24 protein-coding genes are annotated in these 25,615 nt (G+C 62.2%); 14 read left to right on the top strand and 10 right to left on the bottom strand.

What is annotated here, in order from left to right; translation table 11 throughout:
* The first annotated feature begins 21 nt into the window (after positions 1-21).
* From AB2N08_RS05345 to AB2N08_RS05330, 4 genes are read left to right on the top strand one after another with little or no spacing between them, the layout of a single operon-like run.
* Positions 22-2,049 (top strand): phospholipase D-like domain-containing protein, encoded by a 2,028-nt coding sequence (locus AB2N08_RS05345; RefSeq protein ID WP_367609597.1) that lies wholly within the window; start codon positions 22-24, stop codon positions 2,047-2,049.
* A 2-nt stretch (positions 2,050-2,051) separates the two neighbouring features.
* A complete protein-coding gene (locus tag AB2N08_RS05340; RefSeq protein ID WP_367609596.1) occupies positions 2,052-3,680 on the top strand; it encodes a tetratricopeptide repeat protein in 1,629 nt (542 codons plus the stop codon).
* Between the two features lie 42 nt (positions 3,681-3,722).
* Positions 3,723-4,976, top strand: coding sequence for a tetratricopeptide repeat protein (locus AB2N08_RS05335; RefSeq protein WP_367609595.1), 1,254 nt, complete (start codon positions 3,723-3,725; stop codon positions 4,974-4,976).
* A complete protein-coding gene (locus tag AB2N08_RS05330; RefSeq protein ID WP_367609594.1) occupies positions 4,973-5,230 on the top strand; it encodes a PAAR domain-containing protein in 258 nt (85 codons plus the stop codon). Before AB2N08_RS05335 ends, AB2N08_RS05330 begins: the two co-directional genes overlap by 4 nt.
* A 67-nt stretch (positions 5,231-5,297) precedes the next feature.
* On the opposite strand, the gene AB2N08_RS05325 is transcribed toward AB2N08_RS05330, so the two are convergent.
* The gene (locus AB2N08_RS05325) at positions 5,298-5,555 is read right to left on the bottom strand and encodes an adenylyl-sulfate kinase (RefSeq protein WP_367609593.1); all 258 of its coding nucleotides are present in this window, start codon (positions 5,553-5,555) and stop codon (positions 5,298-5,300) included.
* Between the two features lie 143 nt (positions 5,556-5,698).
* Positions 5,699-6,742 (bottom strand): phosphoribosylformylglycinamidine cyclo-ligase, encoded by a 1,044-nt coding sequence (gene purM, locus AB2N08_RS05320; protein WP_367609592.1) that lies wholly within the window; start codon positions 6,740-6,742, stop codon positions 5,699-5,701.
* A gap of 179 nt (positions 6,743-6,921) precedes the next feature.
* On the opposite strand from purM, the gene hda reads away from it, so the two are divergent.
* Genes hda through panB form a run of 6 tightly spaced genes read left to right on the top strand, consistent with a single transcriptional unit; the run spans position 6,922 to position 11,482 of the window.
* Complete coding sequence (hda, locus tag AB2N08_RS05315) at positions 6,922-7,605, top strand: DnaA regulatory inactivator Hda (protein ID WP_367609591.1); 684 nt, start codon at positions 6,922-6,924, stop codon at positions 7,603-7,605.
* Positions 7,602-8,276, top strand: coding sequence for an HAD family hydrolase (locus AB2N08_RS05310; protein WP_367609590.1), 675 nt, complete (start codon positions 7,602-7,604; stop codon positions 8,274-8,276). Before hda ends, AB2N08_RS05310 begins: the two co-directional genes overlap by 4 nt.
* Positions 8,269-9,741, top strand: a complete 1,473-nt coding sequence (pcnB, locus tag AB2N08_RS05305) for a polynucleotide adenylyltransferase PcnB (RefSeq protein ID WP_367609589.1) — start codon at positions 8,269-8,271, stop codon at positions 9,739-9,741. The genes AB2N08_RS05310 and pcnB overlap by 8 nt, the downstream gene beginning before the upstream one ends.
* Positions 9,738-10,211 carry a 2-amino-4-hydroxy-6-hydroxymethyldihydropteridine diphosphokinase gene (folK, locus tag AB2N08_RS05300; protein WP_367609588.1) on the top strand — a complete coding sequence of 158 codons (474 nt, stop codon included), beginning with the start codon at positions 9,738-9,740 and terminating at the stop codon, positions 10,209-10,211. The genes pcnB and folK overlap by 4 nt, the downstream gene beginning before the upstream one ends.
* A gap of 14 nt (positions 10,212-10,225) precedes the next feature.
* Positions 10,226-10,573, top strand: a complete 348-nt coding sequence (locus tag AB2N08_RS05295; RefSeq protein ID WP_367609587.1) for a DMT family protein — start codon at positions 10,226-10,228, stop codon at positions 10,571-10,573.
* Positions 10,574-10,606: 33 nt separating this feature from the next.
* Positions 10,607-11,482, top strand: a complete 876-nt coding sequence (panB, locus tag AB2N08_RS05290; RefSeq protein ID WP_367609586.1) for a 3-methyl-2-oxobutanoate hydroxymethyltransferase — start codon at positions 10,607-10,609, stop codon at positions 11,480-11,482.
* A 161-nt stretch (positions 11,483-11,643) separates the two neighbouring features.
* Here panB and AB2N08_RS05285 read toward each other — a convergent pair whose 3' ends face one another.
* Entirely contained in the window at positions 11,644-12,795 is a 1,152-nt protein-coding gene (locus tag AB2N08_RS05285) for an MFS transporter (protein ID WP_367609585.1), read from the bottom strand.
* Positions 12,796-12,962: 167 nt separating this feature from the next.
* Here AB2N08_RS05285 and AB2N08_RS05280 point away from each other — a divergent pair, with 167 nt between their 5' ends.
* The 3 genes from AB2N08_RS05280 (at position 12,963) to AB2N08_RS05270 (ending at position 16,286) form a co-directional block, all read left to right on the top strand.
* The gene (locus AB2N08_RS05280) at positions 12,963-14,024 is read left to right on the top strand and encodes a sensor histidine kinase (RefSeq protein ID WP_367609584.1); all 1,062 of its coding nucleotides are present in this window, start codon (positions 12,963-12,965) and stop codon (positions 14,022-14,024) included.
* Positions 14,021-14,755 (top strand): LytR/AlgR family response regulator transcription factor, encoded by a 735-nt coding sequence (locus AB2N08_RS05275; RefSeq protein ID WP_367609583.1) that lies wholly within the window; start codon positions 14,021-14,023, stop codon positions 14,753-14,755. The genes AB2N08_RS05280 and AB2N08_RS05275 overlap by 4 nt, the downstream gene beginning before the upstream one ends.
* Positions 14,756-14,831: 76 nt before the next feature.
* Positions 14,832-16,286 carry a sodium:solute symporter family protein gene (locus tag AB2N08_RS05270; RefSeq protein WP_367609582.1) on the top strand — a complete coding sequence of 485 codons (1,455 nt, stop codon included), beginning with the start codon at positions 14,832-14,834 and terminating at the stop codon, positions 16,284-16,286.
* A gap of 147 nt (positions 16,287-16,433) precedes the next feature.
* Here the strand turns inward: AB2N08_RS05270 and AB2N08_RS05265 are convergent, their stop codons facing one another.
* Positions 16,434-17,804, bottom strand: a complete 1,371-nt coding sequence (locus AB2N08_RS05265) for a glutamine synthetase family protein (RefSeq protein WP_367609581.1) — start codon at positions 17,802-17,804, stop codon at positions 16,434-16,436.
* A gap of 19 nt (positions 17,805-17,823) precedes the next feature.
* A complete protein-coding gene (locus AB2N08_RS05260) occupies positions 17,824-18,582 on the bottom strand; it encodes a gamma-glutamyl-gamma-aminobutyrate hydrolase family protein (protein ID WP_367609580.1) in 759 nt (252 codons plus the stop codon).
* 252 nt (positions 18,583-18,834) lie between these two features.
* Here AB2N08_RS05260 and gabD point away from each other — a divergent pair, with 252 nt between their 5' ends.
* Positions 18,835-20,289 carry an NADP-dependent succinate-semialdehyde dehydrogenase gene (gabD, locus tag AB2N08_RS05255; RefSeq protein WP_367609579.1) on the top strand — a complete coding sequence of 485 codons (1,455 nt, stop codon included), beginning with the start codon at positions 18,835-18,837 and terminating at the stop codon, positions 20,287-20,289.
* Positions 20,290-20,462: 173 nt separating this feature from the next.
* On the opposite strand, the gene AB2N08_RS05250 is transcribed toward gabD, so the two are convergent.
* The 5 genes from AB2N08_RS05250 to grpE form a co-directional block, all read right to left on the bottom strand.
* Positions 20,463-20,831, bottom strand: coding sequence for a nucleotide pyrophosphohydrolase (locus AB2N08_RS05250; protein WP_367609578.1), 369 nt, complete (start codon positions 20,829-20,831; stop codon positions 20,463-20,465).
* Positions 20,809-21,507 (bottom strand): carbonate dehydratase, encoded by a 699-nt coding sequence (gene can / locus AB2N08_RS05245; RefSeq protein ID WP_367609577.1) that lies wholly within the window; start codon positions 21,505-21,507, stop codon positions 20,809-20,811. The genes AB2N08_RS05250 and can overlap by 23 nt, the downstream gene beginning before the upstream one ends.
* A gap of 202 nt (positions 21,508-21,709) precedes the next feature.
* Positions 21,710-22,837: a molecular chaperone DnaJ gene (gene dnaJ / locus AB2N08_RS05240; RefSeq protein WP_367609576.1), complete on the bottom strand. Its 1,128-nt coding sequence runs from the start codon at positions 22,835-22,837 to the stop codon at positions 21,710-21,712.
* A gap of 121 nt (positions 22,838-22,958) precedes the next feature.
* Positions 22,959-24,911, bottom strand: a complete 1,953-nt coding sequence (gene dnaK, locus AB2N08_RS05235; RefSeq protein WP_367609575.1) for a molecular chaperone DnaK — start codon at positions 24,909-24,911, stop codon at positions 22,959-22,961.
* A 93-nt stretch (positions 24,912-25,004) separates the two neighbouring features.
* On the bottom strand, positions 25,005-25,586 hold the full coding sequence (gene grpE, locus AB2N08_RS05230) for a nucleotide exchange factor GrpE (protein ID WP_367609574.1): 582 nt from the start codon (positions 25,584-25,586) through the stop codon (positions 25,005-25,007).
* Positions 25,587-25,615: the final 29 nt, after the last annotated feature.

The raw sequence follows: 25,615 nt of genomic DNA, 5'->3' as shown, positions 1-25,615 counted from the left end.
CCGTTTCTCGGAGGACGTCGTATGCCTGATCCCATAAAACGTGCTGAAAAAGTTCATATCGATGAGCTTAGTTGCAAGGCGACGAGCACGGTGCAGTGGTTCCTGGAAAAACGTAGCGCAACCCATCCCATTACCCACAACAACGAACTTGAAGTATTCATTTGTGGCGGAACCGGGTTTGCCGATATCGCGGCGCAGATCAAGGCGGCAAAGAATTCGATCGATATATGTTGCTGGGGGTTCGATCCAGGCATGGAATTGATCCGTGAAGGAACTGAATGGCCGCGCGGCGAAACGTATGGCGACCTGCTGATTGCAGCAGGCAAAAGGCACGTGCAAGTTCGCCTGCTCGTCTGGTACGGCAAGATCGGCAGTCCGCTCGCCATGAATATGCCCGGATATTCGCATGGGACAACAGCGTGGCGCTATGTCAGCGGCAGCACTGAAGCTGACAGAATCAGCGCACAGCGAAGTCTTGCTCTGGCTGAAAAAAATTTCAGAACGCCCAAATTGACATTCTTTGCCTCGGGATCACCGCTGCGAGGAATGGGCACGCCGCGCGCCATCACCCCGGATTCAATACCCTCCATCGCGCGAGAGGAATACTGCCATAGCTGGTACCAGGCGGCATTCGCCGGACTTTTCCACGGGATCAAAATACTGACGCGTTCCGGCGATGCAGCCGCGATCAGCGCGAGCCTGGGCCATGAAAAGTACCAACCCGATGGCATCGACAAATGGGAGGTCGAGCGACATGGCATGGCGTGGGTTGGTACCCACCACCAGAAAACGCTTCTCATCGATTATGACTTTAACGCTGGCGCGAAAGCAGTAGGGTATGTGAAGGGCCTGAATTCGGTGACGGATTACTGGGATACCGAGGATCATCTTCTTGAGAATCCGAAGCGCGAAGCGGGTGGCAACCGTGAACGTGGAGAAGCCGTGCAATTCGACCAAAATGCGAAGGCAGACACCGGTTTCAAAACCTTCAAGCCCTATCGAGACTATGCCTGTCGTATCAGAGGCGGCGCACTTGTCAGTGTCCACGCAAACTTTATCAGCGCATGGCGCCGCGCTGGCGGCGATACGCTTTATGAAAACCCTGACATTCCCTCCGCATTGAAGCGCAAAGGTGCGCCCGGCTCGAATTCATCGGTCCAGATCATTCGAACCCAACCCGATGAGAAGGACAAAACCGCCAAGGAAATGTATTTCCTTGCCACCGACGTGGCTGCGGCAGCGACTGGCTATCTCTACATCGAAAACCAGTATTTCCAATATCAGGAATGGTCGGAACGCTTGATACAGGCGCGCAAGAACGTCATGGCGCGTTGGAAAGCCGCTGCACCGAAGGCTGGCAAGACCAAGGGCGACATGCCACTGCTGCACGTATTCATCGTTATTCCGGTTCCGGAACGTGCCCAGATGGTTCCGCGCACCTACGACGCGCTTGCCGTGCTTGGCCAGCAGGTCGGTATGACCGGGCAGTCGGCACTGATCGACATGGAAAACAAGAAAGCGCACACGGGCGTGAGGCGCGACGAACTCGGAAACTCGTCCGGCGCCGTGTACACAAAACCGACCGTCGTGGAATACGCGAATGGCATCGACAAGCCGAGCGTGGATGCGTTGGAAAAGAAGTACGGGTTGAAAGTGGCCGTGGCGATGTTGCAGACATCGAGATTGGACGGACGCCGCATGCGTTATCGCGAAATTTACATTCACTCGAAACTGCTGCTGGTGGACGACAGCTTTTTCAGTCTGGGCAGCGCGAATCTGAACCAGCGGAGTATGGCAGTTGATAGTGAGATCAATTTGGCGACGAATGATGCGAAGAAGGCGGCGGATTTGCGGCAGAAGATTTGGGGCAAGTTAAGCGGTGGCACCGTTGACGGGAAGGGTGGTTCGGCCAGTGACATTAAGGAGGCATTCTCTGATTGGACCGAAATCACGATGATTAACTCAGAACAAAAACGTGAGTCAAAACCTATGACCGGCTTCTTGCTACCAATACGGGACAATCGTAGCTCCACGATCAGGCTGGGTTAGCGATGAATACTACTTCATCACGTAAGTTTTCCTGCTTCCTGTTAACAGCGGCCCTATTGTTTTGCTCTTTCAAAGGATATAGCGTGGTACACGACCAATACAAAGCAATTCAAAACCTTCCCCGCAACGAAGACTTGCCTCTCTTCAATCCACACCGGTCCAGCTTCACTTGCGAAATCGAATCGAAAAAAGTACCCCCCGTCGATGCACAGGCTGAATTATGGCTCCAAGAAGCCCAAGTACTGGACGATCCTGATGCGTGGGAAGAAGACCGCGACTACAAGGAAATAGTTCAGTTGACACGTAGGGCGGCTCAAAGACGCCACTGGAAAGCAATGCTCAACTTAGCCAGCCTTTATCTGGAAAATCGTGATCCACCGCATGGTGAAACGGATGCGCTCACGCTTATCGAGGAAGCAATGCGGCTCGGCGTTCCAGCCGCCTATGACCGTATGGGGACCTACTACATGAACAGCATTGGCGTGCCTAAAGACGTGACAAAGGCCCACGCTTTCTGGCAAAAGGCGGCTGAAATGGGAAATCCTCAAGCCATGGCTTACATCGGCGACATGCTATCTGCCACATGGGACAGCCCAAATGATGGGTTCTGGGCCAATATTCCAGTTGCGACCAAGATGCTGGATTGCGCGCTGCTTCAAGGTTATGGCCCAGCTGCACTTACTCTGGCGCGGCTTCGAGGCTGGCCCCGTGCAGTGGATGGTAAAATTTCGGGAACGCGAACATCCGAAAACAAAGAGTTATCACTGCTGATCTTGCAAAAAGGTGTGAAGTTTGGCTGCAATGATTGCGCGCGAAGGCTGTCCGTTCAGTTCCGTAACCCACACGACTTGGCCGATATGCTCGTTCCGCATCTCGATCAAGCACGATCCGCGCGCTACGCTGTGCTGCACAACGCCCTCAATCTCAACCCCCTGCTTCGCTTCCCCAACCTAGACAAGGTACTTCCCTTGCCACCCGCACCACTCTCGCCGTGGGATGGCGACAAGCAAACGCTCATCGATGCCGCGAAAGGCGTGACAGCCCGGCCACCCGAACCCAAAGCAAGCGCTGCCTCGCAACGGCAAGGCCGGCACTACCTCGACGCGGGGTATAACTTGATGCCGAGCGAAGACAAGGCAAGCGGAACCGAAGCGCCGTTCGCAGGATACTGGCAAGCGACCGCGCCGGCAGAGTCAGCGCATTTGCGAGCCTGGCTCGACGACATCCCGCCAGGTCTGTACCAGCCGGGAGAAGCGTTCGATATGCCACGATATCCGCACGGCATGGGTAGCAGAGCCGTCACCGGACTGGTGTGGCAGCATTTCCTCACCGTTCGCCATGATCACGGCGCAGTCGACCCTGTGGCCGCCTCCGGCATGACGCGCGAAGTGTTGCGCGCACAACCACACAGCTCCTGCGATGCGCGCACGCCTTGCCCTGTGACTGGCACCTGGCAACCCTGGGTTTCAACTGAACACCCGCTGCATCACATCATTAACCAGCCATGGCGCCAAGCCTGGATGGTCGCCGGAGAACCGTTTCCACAACTTGACGATGGCGGCCACCTTCCGTTTGATCTGAATGCGCTGACATGGCACCTGATGAACAGTGCGGCACCGAAGCTGGGTTGACCGGCAAGCGCGCCCACCTCTCAACGAGATCATGAGCTGACAATGACGTTACCTCTGCTTCGCAAGATTTCGTACATTCTGCTGACGGCGGTTTTCCTGGTCTGCTCTTTCAACGCATTCAGCATCGTACGAGCCCAATACAAAACGACCCAAGCCCTGCCCCGCAATGAAAAACTTCCCCTCTTCGATCCGCACCGCCGCAGCTTCACTTGCGAGATTGAAGTAACACGAGTGCCGCCTGTCGATGCACAGGCCGAAAAGTGGTTCCTAGAAGCGCAGGCGCTGGACGAACCCGATGCATGGGAAGAAGACCGCGACTACAAAAAGATCGTCCTGTTAGCGCGCCAGGCTGCCGAGCGAGGACATTGGAAAGCCATGCTCAATCTGGCCAGCCTCTATCTAGAGCATCGCGATCCGCCACAAGGCGAAATGGAAGCGCTTGCGCTGGTTGAGCAGGCGATGCGGCTTGGCGTACCTGCGGCCTATGATCGGATGGGAACTTATTATATGAACAGCATCGGTGTATCTAGTGATGTGACTAGGGCGCACGCCTTCTGGCAGAAGGCAGCAGAGATGGGTAACCCACAAGCAATGGCTTATCTCGGTGACATGATCGCTGCAACTTGGAATAATCCGAGTGAGGGGTTTTGGGCAAATATTCCGATTGCGACCAAGATGCTGGAGTGTGCAATGAGTCAGGGTTATGGCCCAGCTGCATATACTTTAGCTCGCCTCCGAGGGTGGCCCCGTGCAGCAGACGGCAAGATAGGAGGATCGCGAACATCTGAAACTAGGGCATTAGCACAAATAACTTTACACAAAGGAGTCAGCGTCGGCTGCTCTGAGTGCGCGAGAAGTCTGTCCGGCGAGTTCCGTAACCCACATGACCTGGAGGATATGCTCGTTCCCCATCTCGATGAGGCCCGATCCGCGCGCTACGCCGTACTCCACAACGCCCTCAATCTCAATCCCCTGCTTCGTTTCCCCAACCTAGACAAGGTTCTTCCCTTACCACCCGCACCACTCTCGCCATGGGATGGCGACAAGCAAACGCTCATCGACGCCGCAAAAGGCGTGACAGCCCGGCCAACCGAACCGAAAGCAAGCGCTGCCTCGCAACGGCAAGGCCGGCACTACCTCGACCCGGGGTACAACTTGATCCCGAGCGAAGACAAGGCAGGCGAAACAGAAGCGCCGTTCGCAAAATACTGGCAAGCAACCGCGCCGGTCGAGTCAGCGCATCTCAAAGCCCGATTTCCGGATGCTGACTTTACACACGATAAGGATTGTTCATGAAACACATGGGCCGCGGCGTTATTCGCCTTAACGATATGACCAATCATGGCGGAAAGGTGATCGCCGTATCTTCCGGAACCATTGTCATGGGAGTTGAGGCGGCGCTGGCCACCGACATGACCTTTTGCCCCAAATGCAAGGGTAACTTTGCAATCCAGCCTGAGGGCAACGGCGCGCGGCACAAGGGCAAACCATATGCCTACGACGGTGACACGACAGCATGCGGTGCGCACTTGATAACTTCCGTTAAATAGAAGCGTTATTAGTCAACAAGGACGCAGAGTACGGTCAATTTGTCAGCCAAGAAATTCATCTGCGCGCTCAAAGCGTCGATGCGATATCAATAATCCCGCGCCGCCACAACTCAGCCAGCACCTTCGCCACCTCATCATCTACCGACGAGGTAGCGCTGTCGATAACCACCTCGGCCGCATCCGGCGCCTCATAAGGCGACAAAATCCCCGTAAATTCCGGCAGTTGCCCGGCGCGCGTACGCCGATACAACCCTTTCGGATCGCGCGCCTCGCGCACCGCCAGCGGACAGCAGCAATACACCTCAACGAACAGAGGCGCCGGCACCAGCTGGCGAGTGCGTCGGCCAGCGTGGTCTTGCCGGCCCCGGACAGGCCGGTGATACAGACCACGGCGCCGTCGTGGCCAGCCCGCTGCCGCCGTTCCTTGTCGCGGATGGACATGGAAGGCGCCAGGGCATCGGGCGTGGGTTAGACGACGATCGTCTGCGCTTCGCCATCCGCACGAGCGCGGATTTCGCCGATGCGATACACGGTCTCGCCAGCCGCTTCCAGCTGCGCAAACGCCGCGTCAGCGTTTTCTTTCGACACGATCACCGTCATGCCGATACCGCAGTTGAACACGCGGTGCATTTCTGCGTCAGCCACGCCGCCATGCTGCTGCAGCCACTGGAACAGCGGCGGCATCGTCCACGATGTGGCATCCAGCACGGCGGTCAGGTGATCCTGCAGCACGCGCGGGATGTTCTCGACCAGGCCGCCGCCGGTGATGTGCACCAGGCCCTTGACTTCCATCGACGCCATCAGCGCCAGCAGTGGCTTGACGTACAGGCGGGTCGGCTCCATCAGCACGTCGGCCAGCTTGCGGCCGTGGAAATCGCCTTCCAGGTCTGGCTTGGCCACTTCGATGATCTTGCGCACCAGCGAGTAACCGTTCGAGTGGATGCCCGACGAAGCCAGGCCCAGCACGACGTCGCCCGGGACGATCTTGCTGCCGTCGATGATCGAGGATTTTTCGACGGCGCCGACGGCGAAGCCGGCCAGGTCGTATTCGCCGTCCGGGTACATGCCCGGCATCTCGGCGGTTTCGCCGCCCAGCAGCGCGCAGCCCGACTGTTCGCAGCCCTGGGCGATGCCCTTGACCACGGCGGTGGCGGTGGCCACGTCCAGCTTGCCGCAGGCGAAGTAGTCGAGGAAGAACAGCGGCTCGGCGCCCTGCACCAGGATGTCATTGACGCTCATGGCCACCAGGTCGATGCCGACCGTATCGTGACGGTTCAGGTCGAATGCCAGGCGCAACTTGGTGCCCACGCCGTCGGTGCCCGAGACCAGGACCGGCTCCTTGAATTTCTTGCTGATCTCGAACAGACCGCCGAAGCCGCCAATACCGCCCAGTACGCCCTCACGCATGGTGCGCTTGGCAAGTGGCTTGATCGCTTCGACCAGCGCGTCGCCGGCATCGATATCAACACCCGCATCGCGGTAGGAGAGAGAAACATTAGATGGTTGGTTCATGGTATTTGGCAGCGGAGGCGGTAAAATAGGAGGCGACCGGCGAAACTGGTCAATCCACTATTTTAGCAAAACGGCTTCCCCTGTATCCCTTTTACGGCCGTTTAACGTACATAACAACGAAAATTCGACCTTACTGGCATGCCCATTCCTCCATCTTCCGGCATGAATCGGCCCCCGCGATGAAACAGCTGGTGCTCGATTTAGGCGCCGAACCGGCCCAGAGCCTCGACACCTTCCAGGTGGGGGCCAATGCCGAGCTGACGCACCTGATGCACCTGTTCGCCGAGCGCAGCTCGCGCGAGCATTTCGCCTATCTGTGGGGCGACACCGGCGCCGGCAAGACCCACCTGCTGCACGGCCTGGCCGCCAGCCAGGGCGCGCGCTACATCCCGTTCGATGCGCCGGCCGCCGATTTCGTGCATGCCCCCGGCACCACGCTGTACCTGCTCGACGATTGTCACCGGCTCAGTGCCCGGCGCCAGATCGACGCCTTCGCGCTGTTCAACCAGATCCGCGAACACGGCGCCTACATGGTCTGCACGGGCCCCGTGCCGCCGGCGGTACTGCAGGTACGCGAAGACCTGCGCACGCGCATGGGCTGGGGCCTGGTGTACCAGATCCACGGCCTGTCCGACGACCAGAAGATCGAAGCGCTGACCCACGCCGCCGAGGCGCGCGGTTTGACGCTGTCGGCCAGCGTGTTACCCTATTTGTTGTCTCATTTCAAACGCGACATGCGTTCCCTGTCGACGATGCTCGATGCGCTTGACCAGTATTCGCTTGAAACCCAGCGCCCGGTCACGCTGCCCCTGCTGCGCGACCTGCTGTTGCAAGAGAACCTGCCGCTCGAATCCAAAGAATGAAAAACCTCGCCCTGTTTGACCTCGACCACACGCTGCTGCCGATCGACTCCGATTACGAATGGGGCGAATTCCTGGCGCGTGTCGGTGCGGTCGATGGCGCCGCCTACCGCGCCCGCAACGACGCCTTCTTTGCCCAGTACAACGCCGGTGTCCTCGACCCGGTCGAGTATCTTGAATTCGCGATCGGCACGCTGGCGGCGTTTCCGCGCCCGGAGCTCGACGCGCTGTATGCGCGCTACATGCGTGAAGTGATCGAACCGGCCATCAAGCCGCAAGCCCTGAAGCTCGTGCGCGATCACCAGCAAGCGGGCGACCTGGTGGCCATCATCACCGCCACCAACCACTTCATCACGGCGCCGATCGCGGCGGCCTTCGGCGTCGAGCACCACATCGCCGCGATGCCCGAATTCGACGCCGAAGGCATGCTCACCGGGCGCCTGGCCGGCACGCCAACGTCGGGCCCGGGCAAGGTCGTTCACATGCACGCCTGGCTCGAACGCCTGGGGCAGCCATTCGGCAGCTTCGGGCGCAGCTACTTCTACAGCGACTCGCACAACGACATCCCGCTGCTGTCGGTCGTGTCCCATCCGGTCGCCACCAATCCCGGCAAGGCGCTCGCGAGCCACGCGCGCGAGCAGGGCTGGCCAACCATCCAACTATTCAATGATTAAAACCTTCATCCGTAAAATCCTGGGTGTGAAAGACCAGCGCGACCCGACCGAGCCGGTAATCCTCGGCCCCGACGAACACGGCATCGATCCGCGCAGCGTGTCGTCCAACGCGATCCGCGTGACGCAGGCGTTGCAGGAAGCCGGCTACAAAGCCTTTGTCGTCGGCGGCGCCGTGCGCGACATGCTGCTGGGCGTGCGGCCGAAAGACTTCGACATCGCCACCGACGCCACGCCCGAACAGGTGAAAAAACTGTTCCGGCGCGCCTTCATCATCGGCCGGCGCTTCCAGATCGTGCACGTGATGTTTGGCCAGGATCTGCTCGAGGTGACCACCTTCCGCGGCAACGGCAGCGACAACGCACCAAAAGACGAACATGGCCGTGTGTTGCGCGACAACAGCTTCGGCCCGCAACACGAAGACGCCGCGCGCCGCGACTTCACCATCAACGCCCTGTACTACGATCCGGCCAGCCAGCAGGTGCTCGATTACCACGGCGGCATGGAAGACATCCGCAACAAGCTGCTGCGCATCATCGGCGTGCCTGAAGAACGCTACCGCGAAGACCCGGTGCGCATGCTGCGCGTGGTGCGCTTCGCGGCCAAGCTGGGCTTCTCGATCGAAGAGACCACGCGCGAACCGATTCCCGTCATGGCGCCCCTGATCGACAACGTGCCGGCCGCGCGCGTGTTCGACGAGATGCTCAAGCTGCTCATGTCGGGCCACGCGCTGGCGTGCCTGCAAGAGCTGCGCTCGGCCGGCCTGCACCATGGCCTGCTGCCGCTGCTGGACGTCGTTCTCGAGCAGCCGATCGGCATGAAGTTCGTCACGCTGGCGCTGGAGTCCACCGACAACCGCGTCAAGGCCGGCAAGGGCGTCTCGCCGGGCTTCCTGTTTGCCTCGCTGCTGTGGCACCAGGTGCTCGAAAAATGGACAGCGTACGTTGCTGCCGGCGAGTCGCCGATCCCCGCGCTGCACCTGGCAGCCGACGACGTGCTCGAAACGCAGACCGAGAACCTGGCGCTGCAGCGCCGCATCGCCACCGACATGCGCGACATCTGGGCCATGCAGCCGCGCTTCGAGCGCCGCGCCGGCCGCGCGCCGTACAAGCTGCTCGAACACCCGCGCTTTCGCGCCGGCTACGACTTCCTGCTGCTGCGCTGCGAATCGGGTGAACTCGACTTTGAAATCGGCGAATGGTGGACCGATTTCTACGCCGCCGAAGGGGGCGACCGTGAACGCCTGGTCGAAGTGGCTGTCTCGCGCGAGCGCGAAGGCGGCCCGGCCAAGAAACGCCGGCCACGACGCGGCGCGCGCAAGACCGGCGGCGAAGGCGATGTGGAAGGCGGCGAGGTCGCCACACGCGCCCCCGAGCCTGACGATGGCTTGACCGCCGAAGACCGCGCCCGTGACGCAGCGTACGCCGCGCACGAAGAAGCAAAGTATCGGGCGTCGCGCGGCAAATGATCGCCTATATCGGCATCGGTGCGAACCTGGGCGACGCGCGTGCCAACGTGCTCGATGCCCTCGCGCGCCTGGCGCGCATGGACGGCAGCACCCTGCTGCACACGTCGAGCATGTACCGCACCGCCCCGATCGAATCAACCGGCGACGATTACATCAACGCCGTGGCGTGTCTGGATACGTCGCTGAACGCGCACGATTTGCTGGCGGCCCTGCAAGCCATTGAACGGGCCCATGGCCGCGAGCGGCCGTACCACAATGCGCCGCGCACGCTCGACCTTGACCTGCTGTTGTACGGCGACGAGACCATCGCCAGCGCCACGTTATCGGTGCCGCATCCGCGCATGCACGAACGCGCGTTCGTGATCGCGCCGCTACTTGAAATCGCACCGGACGTCGTCATTCCCGGCCACGGCCCCGCGCGCGACTTCGCGCAACTGGTGGCCGGCCAGACCATCGCCAAACTGTCATAAACCGCGAACTAAGCATGAATCTTCCTGTCTGGGCCCAGACGACCGGCTTGCTGGTCTTGTCGAACATTTTCATGACCTTCGCCTGGTACGGGCACCTGAAAGGCCTGCAGAACCGCGCCTGGTATGTCGCGGCCCTGATCAGCTGGGGGATCGCGCTGTTCGAGTACCTGCTGCAGGTGCCGGCCAACCGCATCGGCCACACGCAGTACTCGCTGGCCCAGCTCAAGATCATGCAAGAGGCGATCACGCTGACGGTGTTCGTCCCGTTCGCGATGTTCTACATGAACGAACCGTTCAAACTCGATTACGTCTGGGCCGGCCTGTGCCTGGTCGGCGCTGTTTATTTCATCTTCCGTTCCTGACCTCTGGACGGACTGTTTTACAAAGGATTTATCATGAGCGGATATTTGCAGGGTAACGAGATGACAACCGGCGCGGCTGCGGCCCCGGCTGCCGCGCCCGCCCCCGTGCCGGCCACGCCGAAGGCCGTCACGGTCCCGTCGCTGCTGGCCATGCGCGCAGCCGGCAACAAGATCGCGATGCTGACCTGCTACGACGCCAGCTTCGCCTCGCTGATGGACCGCTGCGGCGTCGAGATCCTGTTGATCGGCGATTCACTCGGCATGGTCTGCGCCGGCCACGATTCGACGCTGCCGGTGACGGTGGCCGACATGGTCTATCACACGGCCTCGGTCGCGCGCGGCAACAAGCATGCGCTGGTGCTGGCCGACATGCCGTTCGGCGCCTACGGCAATCCGCAGCAAGCCTACGACAGCGCCGTGCAGTTGATGCGCGCCGGCGCGCAGATGATCAAGATCGAGGGCGGCGCCTGGCTGGCCGACACCGTGCGCCTGCTGGTCGAGCGCGGCATCCCGGTGTGTGCGCACATCGGCCTGACGCCCCAGTTCGTGCACCAGTTGGGCGGGTTCCGGGTGCAGGGCAAGACCGATGCCGGCGCCGACAGCCTGAAGAACGATGCGCTGGCACTGCAGGCGGCCGGCGCGGCGCTGATCCTGATCGAAGCGGTGCCGGCGGCGCTGGGCAAGGAAGTCACCGAGCTGCTGTCCGTGCCGACGATCGGCATCGGCGCCGGGCCCGATTGCTCGGGCCAGGTGCTGGTGATGCACGACCTGCTGGGCGTGTTCCCGGGCCGCAAAGCGAGGTTCGTGAAGAACTTCATGGACGGCCAGACCAGCATCGACGCGGCCGTGACGAGCTATGTGACGGCGGTAAAAGATGGCAGCTTCCCGGCAGCCGAGCACTGCTTCTGATAACGCCGGAAAAGCCGGTGTCAAAAAAGCCGGTGTCAGGTCTGACATTCGGACACAAGCTCTACAGTTTTTGGCTCTCAAACCCTGATCACTGCCGAGAACGTGTCCGAATGTCAGACCTGACACCGGCTGTTTTTTTCGCTGGAACGACGGTCTTTGGGCTAGCGCCTGATCACTCGGGCATTCGCGGCAATCACGAGCCCTGACAGCGACAGCGCGCCAAGCGCCACCATCACGCTCGACTGCATGGCAACCCACCCCAGCACCGGCGGCGCGAGCAGCAACCCGCCATAGCCGAGCGTGGCCACCGCCGCCACGCCGCTCCCCGCGCTCATGCCGGGGATGCGCGAGGCGGCGCCCAGCAGTAGCGGCACCACGTTGGCCGCGCCCAGCCCCACCAGTGCGAAGCCGAGCGCCGACAGCACAAAGTGCGTGCTGGCCACCGCCAGCGCCAGCCCGGCGAACATCGCCAGCCCGCCGCTCACCATGATGCGCAGCGCGCCGAAGCGCACGATCAGGCGGTCGCCGGCAAAGCGGCAGGCCGCCATCGCGATTGAAAACGCCGAGAACCCCAGCGCCGCCGACGCCGGCGTGGCGCCGGTGCGCTCTTCCATCAACAACGCACTCCAGTCCACCAGCGCGCCTTCGACCGCAAAGCACAGCAGCGCCAGCATACCCAGGCCGAGCGCGGCGCCACGTGGCAGCGCAAAGTGACTGCCCGCCCCGTGCGTGGCCGCAAAGCCCATCACGCGCGGCGCAGCCAGCGCCAGCGCCACCGCCGTGACCACGCCCACCATCAGCGCGCCCTGGCCGTGGCCCAGCCCCTGCCCGACCAGCAGCCCGCCCAAGCCCGCGCCGAACAAGCCGCCCAGGCTGAAAAAGCCGTGGAACGACGACATCGTCGGCAGGCCCCGCGCGGTTTCGACTTCGCTGGCGTTGGCGTTCATCGCCACGTCCAGCGCGCCGTTGCTGACGCCGAACAGGAACGCGGCGATGAACAGCAGCGGCAAACTGGGCGCTCCCATGATCAGCGGCGTCATCGCCGCAAACGCGAAGCCCGAGAGCAGCACCATGCGGCGCGTGCCCCAGCGCCCGGTCAACCCACCCATCAGCGGCATCGCCAGCAGCGCGCCGCCGGCGATGGTCAGCAGCACCATGCTCAGCATGCCGGTATCGATCCCCATGCGCGCCTGCACGGTCGGCACGTGCGCGGCCCACAGGCCGATGCCGGCGCCGTTGAGCAGGAACACGGTGGAGATGGCCCAGCGCGCGGCGTCGATGCTGCGGGGCTCGAGGGTGGGGACATGGTTCATTCAAGGCCTTTCTGGTTCGGTAGCGATTACTGTAGACAGGTCTGGAATGACAGGCAAGCCCGCTGACATCGTCACTTTCATTGCCATCGTTTTGCAAACGGCGTCCGATTCCCGCATTTCAGCGCAAGACTTGCCGCAAGGCCGGCGTTGTGCGCGATACTTTATGGATGACCACGACCAAGTCTTCCCTCCTCTCGCCGATGTGGCGCCTGTACATTGCTGCGTGGCTGGGCTACATGCTGGTGGTCGCACTGGTCAACCAGGCCGACACGCTGGTGGCCGGGCAATTCAACCCGCACCTGCTCTGGCGATCGTTCATCAGCCTTGCGCCATCCGCCGGCATGCTGGCCCTGCTGTGGCCACTGAGCGGCTGGTTCGATCGGCGCGCAGTCACGGGTGCGCGCCGCTTCGCCATTCACGTCGTGGCGGCGCTGGCATTCGCCACCTATGCGCACACGGTGCTGATCGTCACCCAGAAGCCGCCATCCCATCCGCTGTCGTGGCACATCTGGCCGTTCCTGTACAACGTGATGAGCTACGCCGTGGTCGCCGGCGTCTTCCATGTCGTGCGCGCCAATGCGGCTGCGCAGCGCCAGGCACTGGCGGCGCAGCAGGCGCAGACGCTGCTGGTGGCGGCCGAACTGGGCGCGCTGCGCAGCAAGCTCAATCCGCATTTTTTGTTCAATACCCTGCACTCGATCATCGCCCTCACCCAGCGCAATCCGCAGGCGGCCGAGACGGCGCTGTTCCAGTTTTCAAACATGCTGCGCTATGTGCTCGACACCGAGCGCGCCGGCATCGACCGCGTCACGCTGGACGCCGAATTCGATTTCGTGCGCGACTACCTGGAGCTGGAAAGCCTGCGCCTGGGCGCGCGCCTGCAGGTCGAATGGGATCTCGACCCGACGCTGGGCGACTGCCTGGTACCGGCATTGACGTTGCAGCCCCTGGTCGAGAACAGCATCAAGCATGCCTTCAATCCGTTCACCCGCACCGGCCTGCTGCGCATCGAAAGCCGGCGCGAGCCTGACACCGGCCTGCTGCGCGTGACGGTGCGCGACGACGGCCCCGGCGCCGCGCCCGCGACGATTGCCGCCTCGCCCGGCCTGGGCATCCGTACCATCGGCCGGCGCCTCGACCTGGATTACGCCGGCCGCGCCGCGCTGCGCATCGACTCCCGACCCGGCGCCGGCTTTGCCGCCTGCGTCACCTTGCCGACAACGCCATGAAGACCGTATTTTTCGCCGAAGACGAACCGCTCGCGCGCGATGTGCTGCGCGATGCCATCTATGCCCATCCGGGCCTGCGCCTGGTGGGCGAAGCGGCCGATGGTGCGAGCGCGCTGGCACGCATCATGGCGCTGCGGCCCGACGTCGTGTTCATGGATATCCAGATGCCCGAGATGACGGGCCTCGAGGTGCTGCGCCAGCTCGACTACCTGCCGCAGATCGTGTTCACCACGGCCTACGACCAGTATGCGGTGGCTGCGTTCGAGCTGCACGCGGTCGACTACCTGCTCAAGCCATTCACGCGGGCGCGCTTTGCCGACAGCGTGGCGCGCCTGCTCGATGGCGCACAGCCCGAGCGCGCGGCCGTCGAGGATGCGCTCGTGCGCGCCAGCGCAGGGCCGGCGCGGTTGAACCGCATCCTGGTGCGCGACCGGGGCCGCATCTTCCCGCTCGCGGCGCACGAGATCGAATACATGAAGGCCGATTCGAAGTACACCGTGATCAATGCGCGCGGCCAGCACTTTCTGGTGCGGATCGGGATTTCGGAGCTCGAAGCGCAGCTCGACCCGCAGCGCTTCATCCGCGTGCACCGCTCGGCGCTGGTAAACCTGGACTTCGTCGAATCGATGCGCGCCGACGACCAGTCGCAGCTGCAGATCTTCATGCGCGACGGGACCTGCATCGGCGCCAACCGCGAAGCCTCCAAACTGTTGCGCGAGATGTCGATTTAGGCCGCCGGCCGGGTTCTGCATTTATAATCGCGGAATTTTCCACTCATAAATTCCCTGGCCCCGGAGCATCGACCGCATGAATCCCACTTTGATCACTTTCGTCGTGCTGTATTTGCTCGGCACGCTGGCGCTCGGCATGTGGGCGGGCACGCGGATCAAGAACACGAGCGACTTCGCCGTCGCCGGCCGCAGCCTGCCGCTGGTCATGGTGATCACCACCACGTTCGCCACCTGGTTCGGCGCCGAGACCGTGATGGGCATCCCGGCCAAGTTCGTGCAGGGCGGCCTGAATGCGGTGATCGAAGACCCGTTCGGGGCCGGCATGTGCCTGATCCTGGTCGGCATGTTCTTCGCCGCCAGGCTGTACAAACTCAATCTGCTGACCATCGGCGATTATTACCGCCAGCGCTACGGCAAGGGCATCGAGATCTTCTGCTCGGTCGCGATCATCATGAGTTACCTGGGCTGGGTGGCGGCGCAGATCACGGCGCTGGGCCTGGTGTTTACGGTCTTGACGGCCGGCGCGCTGTCGCCGGCGGCCGGCATGATCATTGGCACGCTGACGGTGCTGATCTATGTGGTAGTGGGCGGCTTCCTGGCGGTGGCGATCACGGACTTCATCCAGATGATCGTGCTGGTCGTGGGCATGAGCGTGATCGCCTGGTTCGCGGCCGACCTGGCCGGCGGCGCCGGCAACGTGATGGCGATGGCGCAGAACGCCGACCTGTGGCGCTTCCTGCCCGAGCCGGGCTTCACCGACATCATGTTCTTCATCGCTGCAGCAGTGACGATGATGTTCGGCTCGATCCCGCAGCAGGACGTGTTCCAGCGCGTGATGTCGGCCAAGGACGCGCCGACCGCGCGCACCGGCGCCATCATCGGCGGCATGAGCTACATCCTGTTCGCCTTCGTGCCGATGTTCATCGTGGCCGCGGCCGTGGTGGTGATGGGCAGCCAGGCGCTCGACATCGCGCAGAACGACTACCAGCGCCTGCTGCCGACGTTCGTCATGACCAAGATGCCGCTGGTGATGCAGATCCTGTTCTTCGGCGCGCTGCTCTCGGCGATCAAGAGCACGTCGTCGGCCACGCTGCTCGCGCCCTCGACGAGCTTTGTCGAGAACATCCTCAAGAATATCCGCCCCGGCATGAGCGACCGCCAGCAACTGCTGGCGATGCGCATCACCATTGTGATCTTCGCCGCGCTGGTGCTGATGTATGCAATCGCCATGGAAGGCACGTCGATCTACGAGCTGGTCTCGAGCGCCTACCAGGTGCCGCTGGTGGGGGCGTTCGTGCCGCTGGTGATGGGTCTGTACTGGAAGCGCGCGACGACGCAGGGCGCGATCCTGTCGATCGGGGGCGGGTTGCTGACGTGGGTGCTGTTCTTCGAGCAGATTACCGGCTGGGGCGTGCATTTCCCGGGGCAGCTGGCCGGGTTGATGATGGCGTTTGTGGGGATGGTCGTGGGGTCGCTGGCGCCGCAGGTGTTTGTTAATTATCGGGAAGTGGATGTCGAGGCTAAAGCGTAGTCTGCGGCTACGGTTTGCTTACCTTGGGTTCCCGCCTCTGCGGGAACGACGGGCAAATGACGCGGGCCATGATCAACGACAGTGGCCCGCAACCTTGAAACCGTCGTTCCCGCGGAGGCGGGAACCCAAGTTCGCTCGCACACCCCATCAAACGTGCAACAACAAATGCTCCCGTTCCCACGGGCTGATCACCCGCATGAACTCCTGGTGCTCCAGATCCTTCACTGCCGTATACACATCGATGAAGCGCTCGCCCAGCACGTCGCGCAGACGGTCTTCGCGACGCAGCACCGTGATCGCCTCGGACAGCCCTTGCGGCAGTTCCACCGGCATGTCGTAGGCGCTGCCCTCCACCATCGGTGACGGCTCGATCGCCTCCACCATCCCCAGGTAGCCGCAGGCCAGCGTGATGGCGACGGCCAGGTACGGATTGGCGTCAGCCCCGATCACGCGGTTTTCCACGCGCCGGTCTTGCGAGCCCGACACCGGCACCCTGAAGCCCACCGTGCGGTTGTCGATCCCCCATTGCAGATTGATCGGCGCGGCCGTGTGGCGCACGATGCGGCGGTACGAGTTCACGTATGGCGCCACGATCGCCATCGCCGACGGCATGTAGCGCTGCAGGCCGCCGATGTAGTGGTGGAACAGCTCGGACGGCGCGCCATCTTCGGTGCTGAAGATGTTCTTGCCGGTGCCGGCATCGACCACGCTCTGGTGCACGTGCATCGCCGAACCAGGCTCGTTGGCCATCGGCTTGGCCATGAAGGTCGCGTACATGTCGTGCTTGAGCGCCGCTTCGCGCAAGGTGCGCTTGAAGTAGAACACCTTGTCGGCCAGGCCCAGCGGCTCGCCGTGCTGGAAGTTGATTTCCATCTGGCCGGCGCCGATCTCGTGGATCAGCGTGTCGACGTCCAGGTTCATCAGCTCGCAGTAATCGTAGATGTCTTCGAACAGCGGATCGAACTCGTTCACCGCATCGATGCTGTAGACCTGGCGGCTCGTCTCGGCGCGGCCGCTGCGGCCGATCGGCGGCACCAGCGGCAGGTCGGGGTCGATGTTTTTTGCGGTGAGATAAAACTCGAGTTCGGGCGCCACCAGCGGCTTCCAGCCGCGCTGCTCGTACAGCTTCAGCACGCGGCGCAGCACGCTGCGCGGGGCGAAATCGACCAGGCGGCCGTCGGAATAGTAGCAATCGTGGATGACTTGGGCGGTGGGATCGGCAGCCCACGGCACCATCGTGATGGTGGTCGGGTCGGCCTTGAGAATCATGTCGCGGTCGATGCTCGAGATGGCACGCTCGTAGGCGTCATCGCGTTCGGGCGTATTGCCGGTGACGGTCATGCCCAGCACGACTTCGGGCAGGCGCATGCCGCGATCGTCGGTGAACTTCACGCGCGGCAGGATCTTGCCGCGCGCAACGCCGGTCAGATCGGGCACCAGGCATTCGATTTCGGTGACCCGCTTTGCGTCGAGCCACTCTTCCATATCGGTGTAACTGAAATTTTCGCGTATTGCCATCATTGCCTCATATTGGTCTTCAAGAACGACTCAGGCGCTGCTCGCGATATACGCGGCAGGCGTCGCCAAAGGCGCGGAACATCTTCATCGAGTACGGGTTGTGCTGAATGCGCCATTCGGGATGCCACTGCACGGCCAGCGTGAAGCCGGGCGAGGTCGACACGGTGAACGCTTCCACCAGGCCGTCTTCCGCCACCGCTTCGACCGTCAGACCCGGCGCCAGTTCGTTCACGCCCTGCCCATGCAGCGAATTCACGGGGATCTCGGCCGCGCCCAGGATGCCCTCGAGCATGCCGCCTGGTGTCACGGTCACGTTGTGCGCGTCGCCGTACTGCTCATCCATGCCGAGCTCGGCCTTTTCGCGGTGATCGAACTTGCCGGCCACCGTCTGCACGGCCTGGTGCAGGCTGCCGCCGAGCGCCACGTTCATCTCTTGAAAGCCGCGGCAGATCGCGATGATTGGCACGCCGCGGCGCACCGCTTCGCGGATCAACGGCAGGGTGGTCTGGTCGCGCGCCGGGTCTTGGGGCAGCGACGGGTCGAGCACTTCTTCCGAGTAGTAGCTCGGGTGAACGTTGGATGCCGAACCGGTCAGCATGATGCCGTCGATGGTGCCGAAGATGGTTTCCAGATCCAGCGATTCGCCGGCCGACGGCAGAATCAGCGATGCGCAGTCGGCGCCCAGGGTGACGGCGTCGACATACTTGTGCTGGGCCGCGTGATAAGGGTGTTCGCCGAAATCACGGGTGCATGCGGGGACAATAACGATGGGGCGCATGGTGTAGTCCTTCTCTTCAGGGCGCGCGACCCCGAAAGAATCAGGATGTCGAACGCAGGGGAAATTTCATGTCAAAACCTTAACTTCAATCGGGAGCGTCTGCCAACACGTTTCCAATGGTCATCAATAATTTGAGAATCTTAGTATGCAGGAATTGGGCGCTCCAGCACGTTCGCTTGCAAATGGGTCTACCATGACAGCTTGCATCCGCGCTCTGCAGCCGATGCTCGTGATGAACTAACGAGGATATGTATGCCGAATTTGAACGACCCTTCCTTGCTGCGCCAGCAAGCCTTTATCGACGGCGCCTGGTGCGACGCTGACGCCGGCCAGTCCATCGCGGTGATCAATCCCGCCAACGGCGAGACGGTCGCCAGCGTGCCGCATATGGGCGCCGCTGAAACGAAACGTGCGATCGCCGGCGCCAATGCCGCCTGGCCCGCCTGGCGCAAGCTGCCGGCCAAGGAGCGCGCCGCGATCCTGCGCCGCTGGTCCGACCTGATGCTGGAAAACGCCGACGACCTGGCGCTGTTGATGACGCTGGAACAAGGCAAGCCGCTGCTTGAAGCCAAGGGCGAAATCGCCTACGCTGCGTCGTACTTCGAGTGGTTTGGCGAAGAAGCCAAGCGCGTTGCCGGCGAGACGCTGGCCTCGCCCTGGCCCGACAAACGCATCGTCGTGACAAAGGAGCCGATCGGCGTGTGCGCCGCGATCACGCCGTGGAACTTCCCGGCCGCGATGATCACCCGCAAGGTGGCGCCGGCCCTGGCCGCCGGTTGCCCCATCGTGCTCAAGCCGGCCGAACTCACGCCGCTGTCGGCGCTGGCGCTGGCCGTGCTGGCCGAACGCGCCGGGCTGCCGAAAGGCGTATTCAGCGTGGTGATTGGCGACTCGAAAGCCATCGGCGGCGAGATGACGGGCAACCCGCTCGTGCGCAAGCTGAGCTTTACCGGCTCGACCGCCGTGGGGCGCCTGTTGATGGAACAGTGCGCGCCGACGATCAAGAAGGTCTCGCTCGAACTGGGCGGCAATGCGCCGTTCATCGTGTTCGACGATGCCGATCTCGATGCGGCGGTCGAAGGCGCGATCGCGTCGAAGTTTCGCAATGCCGGGCAGACCTGCGTGTGCGCCAACCGCCTGTATGTGCAGGATGGCGTGTACGACGAATTCGCGCGCAAGCTGGCCGTGGCGGTGGGCGAGCTGAAGGTGGGTGACGGGCGCGAAGAAGGCGTCACGCAAGGCCCGCTGATCGAAGAGAAAGCCGTGCGCAAGATCGAGCAGCATATCGAGGATGCCTTGGGCAAAGGCGCCAGGCTGCAACTGGGCGGCAAACGCCATGCGTTGGGCCACAGCTTCTTCGAGCCGACCGTGCTGACCGAAGTGACATCCGACATGCTGGTGGCGCGTGAAGAAACCTTCGGGCCGCTGGCGCCGCTGTTCCGTTTTAAAACCGAGGAAGAAGTGATCGCGCTGGCCAACGACACCGAGTTCGGGCTGGCGTCGTACTTCTATGCGCGCGATATCGGGCGCGTTTGGCGCGTGGCCGAGGCGATCGAGAGCGGGATGGTGGGGGTCAATACCGGGATTATCTCGACCGAGATCGCGCCGTTCGGTGGGGTCAAGCAATCGGGTCTGGGGCGTGAAGGCTCGACCTATGGGATGGATGATTACCTGGTGGTGAAATACATTTGCATGGGTGGGGTGTAAGAACTAGCTCACTACTTCAAGACCGTCGTTCCCGCGGAGGCGGGAACCCAAGTTTGCGTGCGCACCACTCATGTTAAAAGTATGTGGCACGCAAAAAACTTAGGTTCCCGCCAAGGCGCCCGGCGAGGGCGGGAACGACGTGCAAGGGCCGCGGGTCGAACCGAGAAATAGCGTTACTTCTTGTACTCGTCATACTTGCGCGCATCCCCGCGCACCAGCTCGGCCGGATACTTCGCGCGATTGAGCACCATCTTCTCTTCCACCGCCGCGAACAGATCCACGTCGAGCTTGTCCGCCAGCCGCACCAGATAGACCAGCACGTCGGCCATCTCGTGCCGTACTTCGACCAGCTTGGCCGCGCCAAGTTCTTCGGCGCGACCCGACTGCAGCCATTGAAAATGCTCCAGCAGCTCGGCTGCCTCAACCGTCAGGGCCGAGGCGAGGTTCTTCGGCGTGTGGAACTGATCCCAGTCGCGCTCGTCGACGAACACGCGCACCAGCGCGCGCAGCCGATGCAGGTCACTGTCCGCGTCGTTCTTCACGTACGACGCCATCGTCGATATAGCCGTCGAGCACCCGGTGCAGCTTCGGTGCGATTTCTTCGAAGCTGCTCACGGTGATGCCCAGGTCGCGCAGCAGGCCGTCGTGCACGCCGTAGACCCAGCTGTGGATGGTCAGCGGCTGGCCGCGTTCCCACGCGTCGCGCACGATCGTGGTGTGGGCCGTGTTCATGACCTGCTCGGCCACGTTCAGTTCGACCAGGCGGTTGGTGGCCGCGCGGCCACTCACGTTGCCGAGGTATTTGCCGTGCTTGTCGCGCACGTCGCGCACATGGCCGAGCCAGTTGTCGGCCAGGCCAACCCGTGCATCGGTCAGCGCCGCGTGCACGCCCGAGCAGCCGTAGTGGCCGCAGATGATGATGTGCTTGACCTTGAGCACGTCGATCGCGAACTGCAGCACCGAGAGGCAATTGAGGTCGGAGTGCACGACGACGTTGGCGATGTTGCGGTGAACGAACAGTTCGCCCGGCGCCATGCCCAGCAGCTCATTGGCGGGAACGCGGCTGTCCGAGCAGCCGATCCACAGGTATTCCGGTGCCTGCTGTTCCGACAGCGCCTTGAAGAAGGTCGGGTCTTCGGCAACCATCGAGGCGGCCCAGGTCCGGTTGCGTTCGAACAGCTCTGCCGCGGTCAATCCCTTGGTCTTGTATTTATCCATCATGATTCCTTGTTCTTTTGTTGCCGTCCCGACAGGGGACGTTGCCAGGCCTGTTCTGGAGCAGGCTTGCCGGCGGGTACGTCTCGAAACAGGGGGAGTATACCCGTGTTGGCGGCCGCGGTCGTCAATACAGGGGCGCCGGTGCCAGATGCGAAGGCAAAAAAAACCGCCGAGGGCATGTGCCGGTCGGCGGTTCGACGTCTTACTCGAAGAAGTCCTTGACCTTGTCCATCCAGCCCTTGCTCTGCGGGCTGTGCTTGGCGCCACCCTCGATCGTCAGGCGCTCGAACTCGCGCAGCATGTCCTTCTGCTTGTCGGTCAGCTTCACCGGCGTTTCGACGATCACGTGGCAGAACAGGTCGCCCGTGTAGCCGGAACGCACGTTCTTGATGCCCTTGCCCTTCAGGCGGAAGGTCTTGCCGGTCTGGGTGCCTTCAGGCACCGTGAACGACACCTTGCCGGTGAGCGTCGGCACTTCGATTTCGCCGCCCAGGGCCGCTTTCGAGAACGAAATCGGCATTTCGCAATGCAGGTCGTCGCCTTCGCGCTGGAACACGGCGTGCGGCTTGATGTGGATCTCCACATACAGGTCGCCTGCCGGGCCGCCATTGGTGCCAGGTTCGCCGTTGCCCGACGAGCGGATGCGCATGCCGTTGTCGATACCGGCCGGGATCTTCACTTCCAGCGTCTTGTTGCGCTTGATGCGTCCGGCGCCGCCGCAGGCCGCGCACGGCTCGGGGATGATCTTGCCGTTGCCGTGGCATTTCGGGCAGGTCTGCTGGATGCTGAAGAAGCCCTGCTGCATGCGCACCTGGCCGTGGCCGGCGCAGGTGGTGCAGGTCACGGGCTGGGTGCCCGGCTTGGCGCCGCTGCCGTGGCAGGTGTCGCACTTGTCCCAGCTCGGCACGCGAATCGTCGTGTCGAAGCCGTGGGCCGCTTGTTCGAGCGTGATTTCGAGGTTGTAGCGCAGGTCGGCGCCGCGGTACACCTGCGGGCCGGCGCTGCGCCCGCCGCGGCCGCCACCAAAGATGTCGCCGAAGATGTCGCCGAACGCATCGCCGAAACCACCGGCGCCGCCGCCCATGCCGCCCATGCCGCTGTTCGGATCGACGCCCGCGTGACCGTAACGGTCATACGCTTCGCGCTTCTCCGGATTGGTCAGCATCTCGTAGGCCTCTTTGACCTCCTTGAACTTCTCTTCCGCTTCCTTGTTGTCCGGGTTGCGGTCAGGGTGGTACTTCATCGCAAGCTTGCGATAAGACTTCTTGATCTCGTCTTCCGACGCACCCTTTGCGACCCCGAGGATCTCGTAAAAATCACGCTTCGCCATGGTCGGCACCTAAAGTTGTCTACTAACTGGATTCTTTAAACCAAAAAAACCGAGCCGACAAACCTGGAAGGTTGCGGCTCGGCCTGTACGCGAAGGCATCAAGCCTTCGCGCCGGAGACGCTTACTTCGCGTCTTTGACTTCCTTGAAGTCGGCATCGACGACATCGTCGTCCTGCTTGGCCGACTGCTCGCCACCGGCTGCGCCAGCACCCGGGCCGCCAGCCGCGCCAGCACCACCCGCTTGCTGCGCCTGCATGTCGGCGTACATCTTCTCGCCCAGCTTCTGCGACGCGCTCGACAGGGCTGCCGTCTTGGCATCGATGTCGGCCTTGTCGCCGCTCTTGATCGCGCCTTCGAGGTCGGTGATGGCTGCTTCGATCGACTCTTTCTCACCGGCTTCCAGCTTGTCGCCGTATTCGGTCAGCGATTTGCGGGTCGAGTGCACCAGGGCGTCGCCCTGGTTGCGCGCTTCCGCCATTTCCTTGACCTTCTTGTCTTCTTCGGCGTTCAGCTCGGCGTCCTTGACCATCTTCTGGATCTCTTCTTCCGTCAGACCCGAGTTCGCCTTGACGGTGATCTTGTTCTCTTTGCCGGTGGCCTTGTCTTTCGCGCCGACGTGCAGAATGCCGTTGGCGTCGATGTCGAAGGTCACTTCGATCTGTGGCGTACCGCGCGATGCTGGCGGGATACCTTCGAGGTTGAACTCGCCCAGGCCCTTGTTGCCGGCCGCGATTTCACGCTCGCCCTGGAACACCTTGATGGTCACGGCCGGCTGGTTGTCGTCGGCGGTCGAGAACACCTGCGAGAACTTGGTCGGGATCGTGGTGTTCTTGTGGATCATCTTGGTCATCACGCCGCCCAGGGTTTCGATACCCAGCGACAGTGGCGTCACGTCCAGCAGCAGCAAATCCTTGCGCTCGCCCGACAGGACCGAACCCTGGATCGCGGCGCCGACAGCGACGGCTTCATCCGGGTTGACGTCCTTGCGTGCATCCTTGCCGAAGAACTCCTTGACCTTCTCTTGCACCTTCGGCATGCGGGTCATACCGCCAACCAGGATGATGTCGTCGATGTCCGAAACCTTGACGCCGGCATCCTTGATGGCCATGCGGCATGGCTCGATCGTCTTGATGATCAGCTCTTCCACCAGCGACTCGAGCTTGGCGCGGGTCATCTTCAGGTTCAGGTGAACCGGCGCGCCGTTCGCCATGGCGATGTACGGCTCGTTGATTTCGGTCTGCTGCGACGACGACAGTTCGATCTTCGCGCGCTCGGCCGAAGCCTTGATGCGCTGCAGGGCGATCGCGTCTTTCGACAGGTCCAGGCCGTTGATCTTCTTGAATTCGTCGATGATGTAATCGATGATGCGCTGGTCGAAATCTTCGCCGCCCAGGAAGGTGTCGCCGTTGGTCGACAGCACTTCGAACTGCTTTTCGCCATCGACATCGGCGATTTCGATGATCGAGACGTCGAACGTGCCGCCGCCCAGGTCATACACGGCGATCTTGCGGTCGCCCTTGTCGGTCTTGTCCAGGCCGAACGCCAGTGCGGCGGCGGTCGGCTCGTTGATGATGCGCTTGACGTCCAGACCAGCAATACGGCCGGCATCCTTGGTTGCCTGGCGCTGCGAGTCGTTGAAGTAGGCCGGCACGGTGATGACCGCTTCGGTGACTTCTTCGCCCAGGTAGTCCTCGGCGGTTTTCTTCATCTTGCGCAGCACTTCTGCCGAGATCTGCTGGGCAGCCAGTTTCTTGTCGCGCACGCCAACCCATGCGTCGCCGTTGTCGGCCTTGACGATGGCGTAAGGCATCAGCGAGATGTCTTTTTGTACTTCTTTTTCATCGAACTTGCGACCGATGAGGCGCTTGACCGCGAACAGGGTGTTCTTCGGGTTGGTCACGGCCTGGCGCTTGGCCGGCGCGCCGACGAGGATCTCGCCGTCTTCCTGGTAAGCGATGATCGATGGCGTGGTACGCGCGCCTTCGGCGTTCTCGATCACTTTTGGCTGACCGTTTTCCATGATGGCGACGCACGAGTTGGTGGTGCCAAGGTCGATACCGATAATTCTGCCCATGATGTATTCCTTTTTATATGCTGAGTTTCTGATGGATTCAATATTGGGAAAAACGGCGTGCTTTCAAGAGCATTACGCGGCACGCGGCCATTCTTATTTTGGTGCTGCCGCCGTCACGATGGCAGGCCGCAGCAGGCGGTCGGCGATCATGTAGCCCTTTTGCAGCACGGTGACCACGGTGTTGGCTTCCTGCTCTGCAGGCACCACGGCAACGGCCTGGTGCTTGTTCGGATCGAGCTTGTCGCCCGCTTGCGGCAGCACCTCGACCAGGCGGTTCTTCTCGAACGCGCTGGTGAGCTGCTTGAGCGTCATCTCGACGCCTTCCTTGATCGACTCGACCGTCGGCGCCTCGACCTTCAGTGCCATTTCAAGACTGTCGCGCACCGGCACCATGGCCTCGGCGAAGCTTTCGATGGCGAATTTGTGGGCCTTGCTGACATCTTCCTGGGCGCGGCGGCGGATGTTCTCCGCGTCGGCCTTGGCGCGCATGAAGGCGTCGTGCATCTCGGCCAGCTTGGCTTCGGTGGCGCTCAGTTGTTCTTCGAGGCCCGGTTCGCCCGTCGGCGCTGCGGCTTGTGCGCTCGCGCCAGCAGTGGCAGCGGCGTCATTGACGTCAGCAACAGGCGCCTGCGCGTCCTGCTCATTGTTCATCTCTTTGTTTTCTTGGTCTTGCATCGGAAAAACTCCTGGAATCAAGGACTTGG

Source organism: Massilia aurea (assembly GCF_040790145.1).
Taxonomy (GTDB): Bacteria; Pseudomonadota; Gammaproteobacteria; order Burkholderiales; family Burkholderiaceae_D; genus Telluria; species Telluria aurea_C.
The sequence above is the reverse complement of the archived record's forward strand: the minus strand, read 5'-3'. Positions and strand labels throughout refer to the sequence as shown.